Below are 17,113 nucleotides of genomic sequence, written 5' to 3'. Positions count from 1 at the left end.
AAGTCGATGGACGCACCCGCGCAATGACGCTACGGGCACGGCCCGAATTGGAGAATATCATGGGTTATCGGATCGTCGTCGCGGGTGCCACGGGCAATGTCGGGCGCGAAATGCTGAACATTCTGGCTGAGCGCGAATTTCCGGCGGACGAGATCGCCGTGCTCGCCTCCTCGCGCAGCCAGGGCGACGAGGTCGATTTCGGCGAGAGCGGCAAGAAGCTCAAGATCCAGAACATCGACCATTTCGATCCGACCGGCTGGGACATGGCGCTGTTCGCGATCGGTTCCGACGCGACCAAGATCCACGCGCCGCGCTTTGCGGCGGCGGGCTGTACGGTGATCGACAATTCGTCGCTCTACCGGATGGACCCGGACGTGCCGCTGATCGTGCCCGAGGTGAACCCGGATGCGATCAACGGCTATCGCGCCAAGAACATCATCGCCAACCCGAATTGCTCGACCGCGCAGATGGTGGTGGCGCTCAAGCCGTTGCATGACGCCGCCGGCATCAAGCGGGTCGTCGTCGCGACCTATCAGTCGGTGTCGGGCGCGGGCAAGGCGGGTATGGACGAGCTGTTCGAGCAGAGCCGCAACATCTTCGTCGGCGACCCGGCCGAGCCCAAGAAGTTCACCAAGCAGATCGCCTTCAACGTGATCCCGCATATCGACAGCTTCCTCGATGACGGATCGACCAAGGAAGAGTGGAAGATGGTGGTCGAGACCAAGAAGATCCTCGACACCCGGATCAAGGTGCATGCGACGTGCGTGCGCGTGCCGGTGTTCGTCGGCCATTCGGAAGCGATCAACATCGAGTTCGAACGCGAGATTTCGGCCGAAGAGGCGCAGAACATCCTGCGGGAAGCGCCGGGCATCATGCTCGTCGACAAGCGCGAGGACGGCGGATACGTCACCCCGGTCGAATGCGTGGGCGAATATGCGACCTTCATCAGCCGCGTGCGCGAAGACCCGACCGTCGAGAACGGGCTGTCCTTGTGGTGCGTCAGCGACAATCTCCGCAAGGGCGCGGCGCTGAACGCGGTGCAGATCGCCGAGTTGCTCGGGCGGCGGCATCTGCAGAAGGCGGATTGAGTGTTGTGACGATGATAGCAACATGCTATCATCGTCACATGGGACAGGTTCTGATCCGCAATCTCGACGACGGCTTGCTGGAGGATTTCCGGCGCGCAGCGAAGGACGGTGGGCGGTCGCTCGAAGCCGAGCTCCGCGACGCGCTTCAGCGTAGTCGGCCGGCGCGGAAGCGGCTGTCCAAGGAGGAACTGGTGGCGCTGTCGCACCGTATGCGCGCCTCCACTCCGCCCGGCGTAGGCTCCATCGACAGCACCGATATTATCCGCGAGGCGCGGGATAGCGGTTACGGCCGATCAGGATGACCGCGATCGTGCTCGATGCAAGCGTCGCCGTGAAGCTGGTCAGTGAAGAGCCGGAGAGCGACGCGGCGTTGGATCGGGTGGGTGCGGCAACACGGATTATCGCGCCGGACTGGATGCTGCTCGAGGTCACGCACGCGCTTTGGAAGAAAGCACATCAGTCACGCGCGGACGAGGCGGTGGCGAACGCTGGCGTCCAGGCGCTCAAGCAGATCGTCGATACGTTCTTTCCGGCAGAAGACCTGCTGCCGACAGCATTGTCTTTGTCCTTCGCGTTACAGCATCCCGTGTATGACTGCCTGTATCTCGCACTAGCGCAAGCCGAAGGCGCGATGGTCGTGACGGCTGATGAGAAGTTCGCGCGTGCGGCCATCCAGCATGGGCAAGGCAGCCACACTGAACTGCTGGTGTCATGACCGAAACCCTCACCGGCGGCTGCCAGTGTGGCCGCATCCGCTACGCCGTCACGGTCCAAGACGACGACGCCTATCTGTGCCACTGCCGGATGTGCCAGCGCGCGACCGGGGGCGTTTCGATCGCGTTCAAGGGCGTGCGGATTGCCGATCTCGAATGGACGACGCGGCCGCCCGAGCGGTTCCGCTCCTCGCCGATCGCCGAGCGCGGGTTTTGCCGGGAGTGCGGCACGCCGCTGACATTCGAGTTCCTCAAGCCCGGCGAGACGACGGACCTGACCGTGGGCAGCTTCGACGACCCCGGACGGTTCGTGCCGCGCCACCATTTCGGCGTCGAGAGCCTGCACGAAGCGTGGATCGACACGCACGCCCTGCCGCGGATAAGGAGCGAGGATAATCCCTCGACCTCAGACCGCTGGATGGACGCCATTGGCAAGCTCCCCGATTGAACCGCAGTTTTTCGACAGTTTCGACGGCACCCGGATCGCCTGGCGCGAGACCGGCGACGGGCGGCCGCTCGTCCTGATCCATGGCTATTTCTCCGACGCCTTCACCAACTGGATTCGTTACGGCCATGCCGCGCTGATCGCGGCGCGCGGCTTTCGGGTCATCATGCCCGATCTGCGCGCGCACGGCAGCAGCGCCAAGCCGCACGATGCCGCCAGCTATCCGCCCGACGTGCTGATGCGCGACGGCTTCGCGCTGATCGAGCATCTTGGGCTCACCGATTATGATCTGGGCGGTTATTCGCTCGGCGCGCGCACCACGGTGCGGATGCTGGCGGGCGGCGCGACGCCGCGCCGCGCGGTGCTGTCGGGGATGGGCTATCAGGGCATCGTCCATACCGCCGGGCGCGGGCGGCACTTCCGCCATGTGCTCACCAACCTCGGCACGTTCGAGCGCGGCAGCAACGAATGGCTGACCGAGGCTTTCCTCAAGACCACCAAGGGCGATCCGCAGGCGCTGCTCCGCATCCTCGACACGTTCGTCGATACGCCGGCGGACGCCGTGGCCGCGATCACCACGCCGACGCTGGTGCTGAGCGGCGTCGACGACCATGACAATGGCTCGGGCGCCGAGCTGGCCGGCGCGCTGGCCAACGGCACCTTCCGCGACATGCCGGGCAACCATATGAGCGCGGTGACGAAGCCCGAATTGGGTCAGGAAATCGCCGACTTTCTCGCCGCTTGACCTGGTCGCCGCGGCGGCACACCTTGCCGCCACAAGAAAAGATACAAGGGGACATTCCATGATCCGCACCGGCATTTCCACCGTCGCGCTGGCACTCGCGCTCGCGGCGGCCCCGGCGCTCGCGCAGACCGCCGCGCCAACCGGCGCCAAACCGACGCCTGCCCAGGCCGATGCCTTCGTCGCCGACGCGGAGAAGGTTCTCGGCGATTTCTCGGTGCCCGCGCAGCAGGCGACCTGGATCAACGAGACCTATATCACCGACGATACCGACGCGATCGCCGCGCGTTTTGGCGCCGAGAGCACCGAATTGCAGGTGAAATACGCGCTCGGCGCGGCGCGGTTCGCGAAGCTGCCCGGCCTGTCCTATGACACCAAGCGCAAGCTCGACCTGTTGCGCGGCGGGCTGACGCTGCCCGCACCGACCACGCCGGGCGCGGCGAACGAACTCGCGACGATCGTCACGCGCATGTCCTCCGAATATGGCAAGGGCAAGGGCACGCTCGATGGCAAGCCGATCAACGGCAGCGATATCGAGGCGGCGATGGGCACCACGCGCGACCCGGCCAAGCTCAAGGAGATGTGGGTAAGCTGGCACAATCAGGTCGGCGCGCCGATGCGCAAGGATTATGCGCGGCAGGTGGTGATCGCCAACCAGGGCGCCAAGCAGCTCGGCTTCGCCGATACCGGCGCGCTATGGCGTGCCGGCTACGACATGCCGCCCGATCAGTTCGCGGCGCTCACCGATACGCTGTGGAAGCAGGTCGAGCCGCTGTATCTGGCGCTGCACACCTATGTCCGCTGGAAGCTCAACGAGAAGTATGGCGACGCCGTGCAGCCCAAGACCGGGCCGATCCGCGCCGATCTGCTCGGCAATATGTGGGCGCAGGAATGGGGCAACATCTACGACGTGGTCGCGCCCAAGGGCGCGGGCGATCTCGGCTATGACGTCGGCGATCTGCTCAAGGCCAGGAATTACGACCCGATCAAGATGTTCAAGACGGGTGAGGGGTTCTACACCTCGCTCGGGTTCCGGCCGCTGCCCGAGAGCTTCTGGAAACGCTCGCAGATCGTCAAACCCGCCGACCGGGAGGTGATCTGCCACGCCTCGGCGTGGGACATCGACAACAAGGACGACCTGCGCATCAAGATGTGCACCAAGGTCAATTCGGACGATTTCGTCACCATCCATCATGAGATGGGGCATAATTTCTACCAGCGCGCCTATAACACCAAGCCGTTCCTCTATGAAAATGGCGCGAACGACGGATTCCACGAGGCGATCGGCGATTTCATCGCGCTGTCGATCACGCCCGACTATCTGGTCAAGATCGGCCTGCTCGACCCCGCCAAGGTGCCGAGCGCGGACAAGGACATCGGGCTGTTGCTGCGGCAGGCGATGGACAAGGTCGCGTTCCTGCCGTTCGGGCTGTTGATCGACAAATGGCGCTGGGGCGTTTTCTCGGGCGCGATCCCTGAGAGCCAGTATGAGAAGGGCTGGAACGACCTGCGGCTCAAATATCAGGGCGTCGTGCCGCCGGTCGCGCGCGACGAGACGAAGTTCGATCCGGGCGCGAAATTCCACGTGCCGGCGAGCGTGCCCTACACGCGCTATTTCCTCGCGCGGCTGCTCCAGTTCCAGTTCTACGAAGCGGCGTGCAAGCAGGCCGGGTGGACCGGGCCGCTGCACCGCTGCTCGTTCTACGGCAACAAGGCGGTCGGCGCGAAGCTCGACACGATGCTGGCGATGGGCCAGTCCAAGCCGTGGCCCGATGCGTTGCAGGCGTTCACCGGCAGCCGTGAGATGTCGGGGCAGGCGATGGTCGATTATTTCGCGCCGCTCAAAGTCTGGCTCGATGCGCAGAACACGGGCAAGCCGAGCGGCTGGTGACGGGCGGCCCGGCGCGGGCGGGGCGCGGCCTCACCCGACGGGCGGCGGCTGCCCTTCCACTTGCGGCAGCGCCGGATCGAAATGTGCCCATGCCGGCGCTTCGCGCGTCCAGATCGTCGCGCCGGGTGCGATCAGGCCGGGATCGTCGAGCGAGCCGGCGCGCACGAAGATCAGGTGCGGGCGGGCCTCGGCGGTGCTGAATAGTGGTGTGCCGCACTCCGCGCAGAAGCCGCGATGGAGGACGTTGCCGCTGTCGGCGGTGTCGGTGCGCCAGCGCGGCGCGCCGGTGATCGTCACGCCTTCGCTGGGGAAGGCGACGTTGACGGTGCCGCTCCCCGCGCCGAGATACTGGCACAGCCGGCACCAGCAGGTGCGCGCCGCGATCGGTTCGCCCGGAATATCATAGCGTATCGCGCCGCACAGGCATCCGCCGCTGGTCATCGCATCCCCCATAGGTCGGCCCGAGGATAAGGGCGTCGCGCGCGTTCGCGCAAGCCGCTCAACCGTGATGGTCGCGGGCGCTGGCGCGGGCTTCGAGCAGGCTCCAGAGCCCGCGATGCTGCGCGAAGACCTGTTGCGCGCCGAACGCGATGGCGCGCCGGATCGCGGGCGAATCGCCGACCGTCGCGACGAACGCGGCGAGATCGGTGCGGTCGGGCAGTTCCGACGGGGGCACCGCGACGCCGAAGCGCGCGGCGGCGGCGTCGAGCACGGTGCGGATCGCCTCCCAGTCGAGCACCAACGCGACCGCCGCACCGAGCGCGCAACCCTTCCGGTCGGAGCGGGCGAGCATGTCGAAGGCGTGGCGCTGGCTGGCGAAAGCGGCATCGGCCTGCGCCTGGCCGGGCGTGGAGGGCAGGGGGCCGACGGCGGCGGTGAGATGTGCGAGATAGGCGCGTTCGTTGGTGAAGGCGGTGGTGACCCGCGCGAACCAGTCGGCTGTGGCTTCGTCGCGAGCGAGCGCGGTGTCCTCGAACAGATAACGCCCGTGGATCGTGCAGACCGCGTGGACGGCGTCCGCCACATCTCGCCGGGCGGCGGCGGGTGCGGCGAGCGCGGCGACGCGCGGATGCGCCGCGCTGCCATCGGTCGCCGCGAGGGCGGCGAGCATGTGCCAGGCGTCATCGGCTGGATTCATCGATGGTGCCTCGATCGCCATGAAGTCGGCGTGTCTCTTTTCGAAAATGTCACTGGTGTGTCCGGTATGAGGCCACGATTTATACGAAGCGCGTAAAGACGTGGTGTAGATCGGCTTAACGGTGTTCACCCGGGCGGCACGACGAGCAGCGCGGTGATGCCGTTGATCGCCGCGCCAGCGCGGCGCGGGGCGAGACCGATCCGCGCGCGGCGCGCGGCGCCCTGGCCGGACGGCAGCATCGCGGTGATCTGAAGGCGCGCCGCCGAGGTGAAGACCCGGTCGAGTGTGTCGCGCACCGCCTGCTGCGACGCGGGCGCGAACAAGGCGGCGAAGGCGGTGCCGGCGAGTGCCTCGGCGGGTTGGCCGCACAGGCTGGCGAGCGCGGGAGACGCCGATTCGAGGTGGCCGCGCGTGTCGATCCGCGCGGCGGCGACGTTGCCGGTCGCGGTGATCGCGGCGGCGAGCGCATCGGCATCAGCACGCGGATCGCTGGGATCGCGCGCGATCAGCATCAGCCCGCCGGGCCAGGCGTCGATCAGCAGGTTGAGCCGGTGGCCGGAATTGAGCCGCATCGGCAGATCGAGCGCGACCGGCGCCGCCGTGCGCAGCGCGCGTTCGGCGGATATGGCGAGGCGTGATCGGGCGCTTTCCGTGACGAGCCCGGCGAGCGTGGCGCCCGGTTCGGCCAGCGCGCCGAAGGCGTTCCGTGCGGCGATGCTCGCGCCGACGATCCGTTGCCCGGTATCGGCGAGGAGCACGCGATCGTCGATCCGGTCGAGCACGGCGGCGAGATCGGGGCTCAATCCGCTCTGCCCGGCCGGATGCGTCGCGCACAGCGCGTCCATGATCTCGACCGAGGTGAGCACCAGCCGCGCGCGGCCGCGATGCAGGATGTACACCGGGGCGTGCGCGGCGCGACCCTGCCAATAGCCGAACCGGCGGACGAGATCCGATGCGGTCGCGACTTGATGCGGGGGCATGGCCGGTTTGGACATGGCCTCCGCTTAACCGATCACGCGCGCCTGACGACGCCTCCGCACCGGAACGGAGCAAGTTGGCCGCGCCGGTTAACCGACGCGGCCCACGACATCACTGATCGAGGAAGGACCGCATCTTGCGCGAGCGGCTCGGGTGCTTGAGCTTGCGCAGCGCCTTCGCCTCGATCTGGCGGATGCGCTCGCGCGTCACCGAGAATTGCTGGCCGACTTCTTCCAGCGTGTGATCGGTGTTCATGCCGATGCCGAAGCGCATGCGCAGCACGCGTTCCTCGCGCGGGGTGAGGCTCGCCAGCACGCGCGTGACGGTCTCCTTGAGGTTGGCCTGGATCGCGGCATCGACGGGGATGATCGCGTTCTTGTCCTCGATGAAGTCGCCGAGATGCGAATCCTCCTCGTCGCCGATCGGCGTTTCGAGGCTGATCGGCTCCTTGGCGATCTTCATCACCTTGCGAACCTTTTCGAGCGGCATCGAGAGCCGCTCGGCCATTTCCTCGGGCGTGGGCTCGCGACCCTGCTCGTGGAGGAACTGGCGGCTGGTGCGCACCAGCTTGTTGATCGTTTCGATCATATGCACCGGGATGCGGATCGTGCGCGCCTGATCGGCGATCGAGCGCGTGATCGCCTGACGAATCCACCAGGTCGCATAGGTGCTGAACTTGTAGCCGCGGCGATATTCGAACTTATCGACCGCCTTCATCAGCCCGATATTGCCCTCCTGGATGAGATCCAGGAACTGAAGCCCGCGATTGGTGTATTTCTTGGCGATCGAGATGACGAGCCGCAGGTTCGCCTCGACCATCTCCTTCTTGGCGATGCGCGCCTCGCGTTCGCCCTTCTGCACCATGTTGACGATGCGGCGGAACTCGCCGAGCGCCATGCCGGTCTGCTGGCTGATCTCGGCGATTTCCAGACGAATCCGGTCGGCCGAGTCGCTCTCGTTGGCGACGAAATTGGCCCACTTCTTGTCCACTTTGGCCGCGCTCGACGGGAACGCTTCGTCGAGTTCGTGGCCGATGTAGCGATCGAGGAAGTCCTTGCGGCTGACCTTGTGACGCTCGGCGAGGCGCAGCATCTGCCCGCCCAGCGCGGTCAGGCGCCGGTTGAACGAATAGAGCTGATCGACGAGATATTCGATCTTGGCGTTGTGGAACTGGACGCTCTCGACCTCGGCGGTGAGTTCCTCGCGCAGCTTCTGATACTTGCGCTCGTCCGCCGCCGACAGCTCGCCGCCCGCGCCCATCTGGTCGAGGCGCTGCTGCTGCATCTTCGAGAATTTCTTGTAGATCGCCGTGATGTTGGCGAACCGCTCGAGCGCGATCGGCTTGAGCTGCTCCTCCATCTGGGCGAGGCTGAGGGTATTGTCCTCCTCCTCATCGTCCGACGCGCGCGGCGTGCGCCGCTCGGTCATCGAATCCTCGTCCTCGTCGGCGGACGCCTCCTCGGGCTCGTCCTCTTCCTTGAACGACGGGCCTGCAGTCTTTTCCGAAATCTCAGCATCCTCGCCCGTATCGTCGTCGGAGAGACTTTCGGGGGCGGGATCCTTGGAGAGCATCGCGTCGAGATCGAGGATCTCGCGGAGCTGCATCGTGCCTTCGTTGAGCGCGGTCGACCAGTCGATGATCGCGTTGAAGGTGATCGGGCTTTCGCACAGGCCGAGGATCATCGTGTCGCGACCGGCCTCGATCCGCTTGGCGATGGCGATCTCGCCCTCGCGGCTGAGCAGCTCGACCGCGCCCATCTCGCGCAGATACATCCGCACCGGATCATCGGTGCGATCGACGACTTCCTTTTTCTTGACGTCGAGATTGGGCGCGCTCTCCTCCGCGACGTCGGCCGGCTCGGCCTCGTCCTCGGGCTGCTCCTCGGCATCGCCCTCTTCGCCCTGCTCGTCATTCTCGACGATGTTGATGCCCATCTCGCTCAGCGCCGAGGAGATGTCCTCGATCTGATCGGACGACATCTCGCCCTGGGGCAGCGCCTCGTTGAGCTGATCGTAGGTGATGTAGCCGCGCTTCTTCGCGCGTGCGATCACCTTCTTGATGTTCGCATCGTTGAGGTCAATCAGCGGCGCGTCGCCACCCTCGTTGGTGTCCGAAACGTCCGCCATATCGGTCTTCGCCATTAACTGCCCTCGGATTTAAAAGCTCTGGCGTCTTCGTTCGCTTGCACGAGATTTGCAAGCCGCGTATCCAGAGCATGTCTTTCTTTTACCAGCGACACCTGCCGTTCGAACGCCTCGTCCGAATAGCGTGACTGCATCGCCGCTGTCGCCTCGCTCAAAGCCGCATCGATCTCGGGGCGCGCGACCAGGATTGCGATCGCCTCGTCGAGATCGGCGCGCGCCCGGATCGGGTCGGCATGCTTTTCGGTGAACGAGCATTGCAACTGGTCGGCCCTGAGCAACTCGCTGGCGATTTGATCGAAACCGGAAGACGCCAATATGGTGAGCAGGCGGTCACTATCAAGCGCCTGATCCTCGACCGCGAGATCGACCACCGCCTCGAACAGCCGCCCGAGCGCGCCATCGGCGAGCCGCAGCGAGCCGAGCACCTCCATATGCCGCGCGATCTCGGCCGGATGACGGATCAGCCCGGCGAGCACCGCCTTGGCGAGAATCCGGTCGATGCCGGTCGCGCGCACCGCCTTGGTCTGCTCGACCACGGGCGCGATCGGCGGTTTCCACGGCTGCCCGGCGCGCCGGCCCCCGCCGCCGGGCGCGCGCGGCACGAACGGGGCGCGTTGCGGGCGGAACAGTTCGTCGAAACGGCGGCGGAAGTCGGCGAGATATTCGTGCTTCACGTCGCTGTCGGCGATGCTGTTGGCAAGCTCGGTGAAGCGCGCCTTGAGACCGGCGCGCTGCTCGGGCGTGGTGGTCGGTTCGGCGGCGAGTTCATGCGACCACAGCCGATCGACAAGCGGCTGCGTGTCGCGGAGCAGCGCCTCGAACGCGGCCGGCCCCTTGGCGCGGACCAGATCGTCGGGGTCTTGCCCCTGCGGCAGCGTGACGAAGGCGAGGCTGCGCCCCGGCGTGAGCAGCGGCAGCGCGCGGTGCGCGGCGCGGATCGCGGCCTTCTGCCCGGCGCCGTCGCCATCGAAGCACAGGATCGGCACGTCGCTCATCCGCCACAGCCGTTCGAGCTGCGCCTCGGTGAGCGCGGTGCCGAGCGGCGCGACCGCCTCGCCGAAGCCGGCCTGAGCGAGCGCGATCACGTCCATATAGCCTTCGACCACCAGCACGCGCCCGGCTTTCCGCGCGGCGGGGGCGGCCTTGTCGAGGTTGTAGAGCGTGCGGCCCTTGTCGAAGAGCGGGGTTTCGGGCGAGTTGAGATACTTGGGCTCGCCGTCGCCGATGATGCGCCCGCCGAACGCGATCGCGCGCCCGCGCTGATCGCGGATCGGGATCATCAGCCGGCCGCGGAAACGGTCGTAGGGTTCCTTGCCGTCGACCGAGATCAGCAGCCCGGCCTCGACCAGCATCGGATCGCCATAGTCTTTCAGCGCGGCCTTGAGTTTTCCGCGCGAATCGGGCGCGAAGCCGAGGCCGAAGTCACGCGCGGTCTCGGGGCGGATGCCGCGCTTCTCCAGCACGCCGCGCGCCTCGGCGCCGGCGAGGCCGTGGAGTTGCTCGGTGAACCAGGCGGCGGCTTCGTCACAGGCTTCGTGCAGGCCCTTGGCGGCCTCGGCGCGTTGGGCGGCGCGCGCGTCCATCGCGGGCAGTTCCATGCCGGCGGCCTGGGCGAGTTCCTTGACCGCATCCATGAAGGGCAGGCCGCGCTGATCGGTCAGCCAGCGGATCGCGTCGCCATGTGCCGAACAGCCGAAGCAATGGTAGAAGCCCTTGTCGTCGTTGACGTAGAAGCTCGGCGTCTTCTCGTTATGGAACGGGCAGCACGCGCGAAATTCGCGCCCGGCCTTCTGGAGCTTGGTCGTACGGCCGATCAGCGCCGACAGAAGCGTGCGCGAGCGCAGCTCGTCGAGAAAGGCGGGGGAAAGACTCACCGCGCGATTCTATATCGCAGATCCGGGCGGGGGTTTGCAAGGATTAACTCCCCTCCCGCTCGCGGGAGGGGCGTGAGGTTTGGGGCAGCGGATGTGCTTCGGGCACGTCCTTCGACAAGCTCAGGACGAGCGGCGGAGTTCAATCCGGTTTGTCAGACCTCTCACGATCAAACTCCGTTCGTGCTGAGCTTGTCGAAGCACGTGTTCCACGCGACGCCGCCAGTTGCGAGACACGCGTCCAGTCGCCAGCGATCAGCGCCTCTTTCTTGGCGCGGGACCAGCCTTTGATCTGGCGCTCGGCCTCCAGCGCCTCGATACGGCTCGGGAAATCCTGGCTCCAGACGAGCGTTACCGGCCGGCGGCGGGCGGTGTAATCGCCGCCGCGGCCGGCCTCGTGTACGCCGATCCTCGCCTCCAGCGCATCGGTGTGGCCGGCGTAGAAGCTGCCGTCGGCGCAGCGCAGGAGGTAGGCCCAGAACGCCATTTGTCGATGCTGGCAGACGCGTGTCCGCCCGTCGAGAGGGGCGCGTTTGGGGCACGTGCTTCGACAGGCTCAGCACGAACGGAAGCAAGGGTGCGCTCGGCAGCGGGCGGCGCTTAACTCAGCGCCGCCTTCACCAGGCCGCTCGCCTTGCTCATGTCGAGCGTCTGGGCGTGCCGGGCCTTCAGTTCGGCCATCACGCGGCCCATGTCCTTCATGCCGCTCGCGCCGAGCTCGGCCTTGATCGCCTCGATCGCCGCCACAGTCTCGGCTTCGCTCATCTGCTGGGGGAGGAAGCGTTCGATCACCGCGATTTCGGCGCTTTCCGCGTCGGCGAGTTCGGGGCGGCCGCCCTTCGCGAACATCTCGATCGATTCGCGGCGCTGCTTGACCATCTTCTGCAGCACCTCGACGACGAGCGCGTCGTCGCTGTCCGGGGCCTTGCCGGTGCGCGCCTCGATATCGCGGTTCTTGATCGCCGACTGGATGAGGCGGAGGGTGGCGGTGTCGGCTTTCTCGCCCGCTTTCATGGCGGTGACGAGCGCGGCCTTGATGTCGTCGCGTATCATTCTCATGTCCTTAATCGCAAACCCGCCGCTTAGCCCAAGCGGCGCGGCGATAACAGATTGACGCTGCCGCCTGCGGGTTCTAGCTGCCGCGCCTTAGCGACATCGCCAACCCAATGAAGGAGTGCCCGCCGATCATGGCCGACGCCAAACCTATTTCCGCGCCCGAAGGCGCCACTGGCGTGCTGGTTCTCGCATCGGGCGACGTTGTGTGGGGGCGTGGTTTCGGGGTCGAGGGCGCGGCGGTGGGCGAGGTGTGTTTCCACACCGCGATGACCGGCTATCAGGAGATCATGACCGACCCGTCGTTCGCCGGGCAGATCATCACCTTCACCTTCCCGCACATCGGCAATGTCGGCGCCAATCCCGACGATATCGAGGCGGACGAACCGCATGCGCTCGGCATGATCGTGCGCGAGGACGTGACCGAGCCGTCCAACTTCCGCAGTGTCGAGCGGCTCGACGCGTGGATGCGGCGGCACAACCGCATCGGCCTCGCCGGCATCGACACGCGCGCGCTGACCAAGCGCATCCGTGCGGGTGGCGCGCCCAACGGCGTGATCGCGCATGATGCCGAGGGCAAGTTCGACATTCCCGCGCTGCTCGCGCAGGCGCAAGGCTGGCCGGGGCTGGAGGGCATGGACCTCGCCATCGACGTGACGCGTGAGACTCATGGCGTGTGGGAGGGCGGCATCTGGCGGCTCGGCTTCGGCTATGACGAGCGCGCGGGCGCGGGCGAGCGCCCGCATGTCGTGGCGATCGATTACGGGTCGAAGCGCAACATCTTCCGCAACCTCGTCGCCGCCGGCGCCAAAGTGTCGGTGGTGCCCGCGACCGCGACCTACGAGGAGGTGATGGCGCTTCGCCCCGACGGCATCTTCCTGTCGAACGGCCCCGGCGACCCCGCTGCGACCGGCGAATACGCCGTGCCGGTGATCCGGCAATTGCTGGAGACCGGCAAGCCGCTGTTCGGCATCTGCTTGGGCCACCAGTTGCTCGCGCTCGCGGTGGGGGCCGAGACCAGCAAGATGTTCCAGGGGCATCGCGGCGCCAACCATCCGGTCCAGCGGCTGAGCGACGGTGTCGTCGAGATCACCAGCATGAACCACGGTTTCGCGGTGCTGAGCGAGAGCCTGCCCGAGAATGCGCGCGCGACCCATGTGTCGCTGTTCGATGGATCGAACGCGGGGCTGGAACTGGTCGATCGCCCGGCCTTCTCGGTGCAATATCACCCCGAGGCGTCGCCGGGTCCGCAGGACAGCCTGTACCTGTTCGCCAAGTTCGTGGACCTGCTCAAGTGACGCTGCCCGAGGTTGATCCCGCACGGCTCGATGCGGAGTGGGCGGCGGACAAGGATGTGCTCGCCAGCCTCGCCGCCAATGGCGACCGCGCCGAGATCGTGCGGCTGGTCGATGTGAGCTTTCGCGGCGATGAGGACGCGCTGGAGCGGCTGGAGGACGATGCCGAGACGCTCGGCTTCCGCTTCATCGAGCGTGAGGAGGATGAGGACGGCGAGCTGAGCAGCTTCCTCGGCATCGAGCAGACCGTCGAGCCCGAGGCCATTCGCGCGCTGACGCTCAAATGCCTCCAGATCGAACTGATCTACGACGTGGAATATGACGGCTGGGGTTGCACCGCCGAGACCGGAAAAAACTAATGCCAAAACGCACCGACATCTCCTCCATCCTCGTCATCGGCGCGGGGCCGATCGTGATCGGCCAGGCCTGCGAGTTCGATTATTCGGGCGTGCAGGCGATCAAGGCGCTGCGCGAGGAAGGCTATCGCATCGTCCTGGTCAATTCGAACCCGGCGACGATCATGACCGATCCCGATCTCGCCGACGCGACCTATGTCGAGCCGATCACGCCGGCGATCGTCGCCAAGATCATCGAGAAGGAGCGGCCCGACGCCGTCCTGCCGACGATGGGCGGGCAGACCGCGCTCAACACCGCGCTGGCGCTCTATAACGACGGCACGCTCGAGAAGTTCGGCGTGCAGATGATCGGCGCCGACGCCGCCGCGATCGACAAGGCCGAGGACCGGCTCAAGTTCCGCGACGCGATGGACAAGATCGGGCTCGAATCCGCGCGCTCGGCGATCGCGCATACCGTCGAGGAGGCGCTGGCCGGACTGGAAAAGACCGGGCTGCCCGCGATCATCCGCCCGAGCTTCACGCTCGGCGGCACCGGCGGCGGTGTTGCGTACAACCGCGAGGAGTTCCTGACCATCGTCCGCTCGGGGCTCGACGCCTCGCCGACCACCGAGGTGCTGATCGAGGAATCGCTGCTCGGTTGGAAGGAATATGAGATGGAGGTCGTGCGCGACCGCCACGACAATTGCATCATCATCTGCTCGATCGAGAATGTCGATCCGATGGGGGTGCATACCGGCGATTCGATCACCGTCGCGCCCGCGCTGACGCTGACCGACAAGGAATATCAGATCATGCGCAACGCGAGCATCGCGGTGCTGCGCGAGATCGGCGTGGAGACGGGCGGCTCGAACGTGCAGTTCGCGGTCAACCCCAAGGACGGCCGGCTCGTCGTGATCGAGATGAACCCGCGCGTGTCGCGCTCGTCGGCGCTCGCGTCGAAGGCGACCGGCTTCCCGATCGCCAAGGTCGCCGCCAAGCTGGCGGTCGGCTATACGCTCGACGAGATCACCAACGACATCACCGGCGCGACTCCGGCGAGCTTCGAGCCGACGATCGATTATGTCGTCACCAAGATCCCGCGCTTCGCGTTCGAGAAGTTCAAAGGCTCCGAGGCGGTGCTGTCGACCGCGATGAAGTCGGTTGGCGAGGTGATGGCGATCGGCCGCAACATCCATGAATCGCTCCAGAAGGCGCTGCGCGGGCTGGAGACGGGGCTCAGCGGCTTCAACATGGTCGAGCGGCTGTCGGGCGCGCCGCGCGCCGAGATCGAGGCGGCGCTCGCCACCGCGACGCCCGACCGGCTGCTGGTCGCCGCGCAGGCGCTGCGCGAAGGCTTCAGCGTCGCCGAGGTGCATGCGATCGCGAAGTACGACCCGTGGTTCCTGGAGCGGATCGCCGAGATCGTCCATGCCGAGGAAGCGGTGTGCCATGACGGGCTGCCGCGCGACGCGGCGGGCATGCGCAAGCTCAAGGCGATGGGCTTCTCCGACAAGCGGCTCGCCTATCTCGCGCTCAAGTCGGCCAATCTGCGTGGCAACGAGCGCGGCATCGCGCGCGGCACCGGGCTGATCCACGAGGCGGTGAAGGCGATGACCGGCGGCGTCACCGAGGCGGAGGTGCGCGCCGCGCGCCACAAGCTCGGCGTGCGTCCCGTGTTCAAGCGGATCGACACCTGCGCGGCCGAGTTCGACGCCAAGACGCCCTATATGTACTCGACCTACGAGGCGCCGAGCTTCGGCGAGCCCGAGTGCGAGAGCAATCCGACCGACCGCAAGAAGGTCGTCATCCTCGGCGGCGGCCCCAACCGGATCGGGCAGGGGATCGAGTTCGATTATTGCTGCTGCCATGCCTGCTTCGCGCTGGCGGACGCGGGCTATGAGACGATCATGGTCAACTGCAACCCGGAGACGGTTTCGACCGACTATGACACGTCCGACCGGCTCTATTTCGAGCCGCTGACCGCCGAGGACGTGCTCGAAATCCTCCACGTCGAACAGCAGAACGGCACGCTCGCGGGTGTTATCGTCCAGTTCGGTGGGCAGACCCCGCTCAATCTCGCGCAGGCGCTGCAGGATGCGGGCATTCCGATCCTCGGAACCTCGCCCGACGCAATCGATCTCGCCGAGGACCGCGAGCGGTTCGCCGCGATGATAAACAGGCTCGGCCTGCGCCAGCCCGCCAACGGCATCGCGCGCAGCCGTGACGAGGCGGTCGCGGTGGCGGAGCGGATCGGCTATCCGGTGCTGATGCGCCCGAGCTACGTGCTCGGCGGCCGCGCGATGGAGATCGTCGATTCGCTGGTGCAGCTCGACGACTATATCCAGACCGCCGTGCAGGTGTCGGGATCATCGCCGGTGCTGATCGACCAATATTTGCGCGATGCGATCGAGGTCGATGTCGATGCGATCTCCGACGGCACCGATGTCGTGGTGGCGGGCGTGCTCCAGCATATCGAGGAAGCGGGCGTCCATTCGGGCGACAGCGCCTGCTCGATCCCGCCGTATAGCCTCGGCGCCGATGTGATCGCCGAGATCGAGCGGCAGACGCGCGAGCTTGCCAAGGCGCTGTCGGTGGTCGGGCTGATGAACATCCAGTTCGCGGTGAAGGACGGCCTCGTCTATCTGATCGAGGTCAATCCGCGCGCCAGCCGCACGGTGCCGTTCGTCGCCAAGGCGATCGGCGCGCCGATCGCCAAGATCGCCGCACGCGTGATGGCAGGCGAGAAGCTGACCGACCTGCCCAAGATCGACCGCGCGATCCGCTATTATGCGGTCAAGGAAGCGGTGTTCCCGTTCGCGCGCTTCCCCGGTGTCGATCCGGTGCTGTCGCCCGAGATGAAATCGACCGGCGAGGTGATGGGGATCGACCCCGATTTCGCGATCGCCTTCGCCAAGGCGCAGCTCGGCGCGGGGACGGTGCTGCCCAAATCGGGCACGTTGTTCGTCAGCGTGAAGGATAGCGACAAGCCGGTCATCCTGCCGGCGACGCGGCAACTCGCCGATCACGGCTTCGTGATCGTCGCCACCGGCGGCACCGCCGATTTCCTCGAGCGCAACGGCGTTCCGGTCGAACGCGTCAACAAAGTGGCGCAGGGCCGGCCGCATATCGTCGACCGGATCAAGGACGGCGGGATCGACATAATCTTCAACACCACCGAGGGCTGGCAGAGCCTGAAGGACTCGCAGCCGATCCGCGCGGCGGCGCTCAGCCAGAAGATTCCGTACTTCACCACGGCCTCGGCCGGGGTGGAGGCGGCACGGGCGATCGCGGCGCTGGCGACGCAAAACCTTGAAGTACGGCCCCTGCAATCCTATTATTCCTGATCGCACGACTACTCCCCGACAGTTGAACACGGTGCGGGTCGGCCCGGAAGGGCCGGCTTGGGGACAGATTTTCGG

General features: G+C 66.4%; 16 protein-coding genes. 9 read left to right on the top strand and 7 right to left on the bottom strand.

The window, feature by feature from the left end:
• Nucleotides 1–59: 59 nt before the first annotated feature.
• The 6 genes from BLS81_RS12020 to BLS81_RS11995 are packed head-to-tail and all read left to right on the top strand — an operon-like array spanning nucleotide 60 to nucleotide 4,879.
• A complete protein-coding gene (locus tag BLS81_RS12020) occupies nucleotides 60–1,088 on the top strand; it encodes an aspartate-semialdehyde dehydrogenase (RefSeq protein ID WP_093224147.1) in 1,029 nt (342 codons plus the stop codon).
• Between the two features lie 38 nt (nucleotides 1,089–1,126).
• Entirely contained in the window at nucleotides 1,127–1,390 is a 264-nt protein-coding gene (locus BLS81_RS12015; protein WP_093224145.1) for a FitA-like ribbon-helix-helix domain-containing protein, read from the top strand.
• On the top strand, nucleotides 1,387–1,803 hold the full coding sequence (locus tag BLS81_RS12010) for a type II toxin-antitoxin system VapC family toxin (RefSeq protein WP_093224144.1): 417 nt from the start codon (nucleotides 1,387–1,389) through the stop codon (nucleotides 1,801–1,803). The genes BLS81_RS12015 and BLS81_RS12010 overlap by 4 nt, the downstream gene beginning before the upstream one ends.
• Nucleotides 1,800–2,249 carry a GFA family protein gene (locus tag BLS81_RS12005; RefSeq protein ID WP_093224142.1) on the top strand — a complete coding sequence of 150 codons (450 nt, stop codon included), beginning with the start codon at nucleotides 1,800–1,802 and terminating at the stop codon, nucleotides 2,247–2,249. The genes BLS81_RS12010 and BLS81_RS12005 overlap by 4 nt, the downstream gene beginning before the upstream one ends.
• Nucleotides 2,230–2,991, top strand: coding sequence for an alpha/beta fold hydrolase (locus BLS81_RS12000; protein ID WP_093224141.1), 762 nt, complete (start codon nucleotides 2,230–2,232; stop codon nucleotides 2,989–2,991). Before BLS81_RS12005 ends, BLS81_RS12000 begins: the two co-directional genes overlap by 20 nt.
• 58 nt (nucleotides 2,992–3,049) lie before the next feature.
• Entirely contained in the window at nucleotides 3,050–4,879 is a 1,830-nt protein-coding gene (locus BLS81_RS11995) for a M2 family metallopeptidase (RefSeq protein ID WP_093224140.1), read from the top strand.
• A gap of 30 nt (nucleotides 4,880–4,909) precedes the next feature.
• On the opposite strand, the gene BLS81_RS11990 is transcribed toward BLS81_RS11995, so the two are convergent.
• The 7 genes from BLS81_RS11990 to BLS81_RS11960 all read right to left on the bottom strand — a co-directional run bounded on the left by BLS81_RS11990 (nucleotide 4,910) and on the right by BLS81_RS11960 (nucleotide 12,064).
• Nucleotides 4,910–5,320, bottom strand: coding sequence for a GFA family protein (locus BLS81_RS11990; protein WP_093224287.1), 411 nt, complete (start codon nucleotides 5,318–5,320; stop codon nucleotides 4,910–4,912).
• A 58-nt stretch (nucleotides 5,321–5,378) separates the two neighbouring features.
• Entirely contained in the window at nucleotides 5,379–6,017 is a 639-nt protein-coding gene (locus BLS81_RS11985) for a DUF6975 family protein (protein WP_093224285.1), read from the bottom strand.
• Between the two features lie 125 nt (nucleotides 6,018–6,142).
• Nucleotides 6,143–7,012: a PAS domain-containing protein gene (locus BLS81_RS11980; protein ID WP_093224139.1), complete on the bottom strand. Its 870-nt coding sequence runs from the start codon at nucleotides 7,010–7,012 to the stop codon at nucleotides 6,143–6,145.
• Between the two features lie 94 nt (nucleotides 7,013–7,106).
• The gene (rpoD, locus tag BLS81_RS11975; RefSeq protein WP_093224137.1) at nucleotides 7,107–9,137 is read right to left on the bottom strand and encodes an RNA polymerase sigma factor RpoD; all 2,031 of its coding nucleotides are present in this window, start codon (nucleotides 9,135–9,137) and stop codon (nucleotides 7,107–7,109) included.
• On the bottom strand, nucleotides 9,137–11,014 hold the full coding sequence (dnaG, locus tag BLS81_RS11970) for a DNA primase (protein ID WP_093224136.1): 1,878 nt from the start codon (nucleotides 11,012–11,014) through the stop codon (nucleotides 9,137–9,139). Before dnaG ends, rpoD begins: the two co-directional genes overlap by 1 nt.
• Nucleotides 11,015–11,153: 139 nt before the next feature.
• Nucleotides 11,154–11,498 carry a GIY-YIG nuclease family protein gene (locus tag BLS81_RS11965; RefSeq protein ID WP_093224134.1) on the bottom strand — a complete coding sequence of 115 codons (345 nt, stop codon included), beginning with the start codon at nucleotides 11,496–11,498 and terminating at the stop codon, nucleotides 11,154–11,156.
• Nucleotides 11,499–11,611: 113 nt separating this feature from the next.
• Nucleotides 11,612–12,064, bottom strand: a complete 453-nt coding sequence (locus BLS81_RS11960; protein WP_093224133.1) for a GatB/YqeY domain-containing protein — start codon at nucleotides 12,062–12,064, stop codon at nucleotides 11,612–11,614.
• A 134-nt stretch (nucleotides 12,065–12,198) separates the two neighbouring features.
• Here BLS81_RS11960 and carA point away from each other — a divergent pair, with 134 nt between their 5' ends.
• From carA to carB, 3 genes are read left to right on the top strand one after another with little or no spacing between them, the layout of a single operon-like run.
• Complete coding sequence (gene carA / locus BLS81_RS11955) at nucleotides 12,199–13,362, top strand: glutamine-hydrolyzing carbamoyl-phosphate synthase small subunit (RefSeq protein ID WP_093224283.1); 1,164 nt, start codon at nucleotides 12,199–12,201, stop codon at nucleotides 13,360–13,362.
• On the top strand, nucleotides 13,359–13,718 hold the full coding sequence (locus tag BLS81_RS11950) for a ribonuclease E inhibitor RraB (RefSeq protein WP_093224131.1): 360 nt from the start codon (nucleotides 13,359–13,361) through the stop codon (nucleotides 13,716–13,718). Before carA ends, BLS81_RS11950 begins: the two co-directional genes overlap by 4 nt.
• A complete protein-coding gene (gene carB / locus BLS81_RS11945; RefSeq protein ID WP_093224130.1) occupies nucleotides 13,718–17,038 on the top strand; it encodes a carbamoyl-phosphate synthase large subunit in 3,321 nt (1,106 codons plus the stop codon). The genes BLS81_RS11950 and carB overlap by 1 nt, the downstream gene beginning before the upstream one ends.
• The last annotated feature ends 75 nt before the right edge of the window (nucleotides 17,039–17,113 follow it).

It is taken from the genome of Sphingomonas sp. NFR15, from assembly GCF_900103265.1.
Classification (GTDB): Bacteria; Pseudomonadota; Alphaproteobacteria; order Sphingomonadales; family Sphingomonadaceae; genus Sphingomonas; species Sphingomonas pollutisoli.
This window is presented reverse-complemented; position numbering and strand designations above follow the sequence as displayed.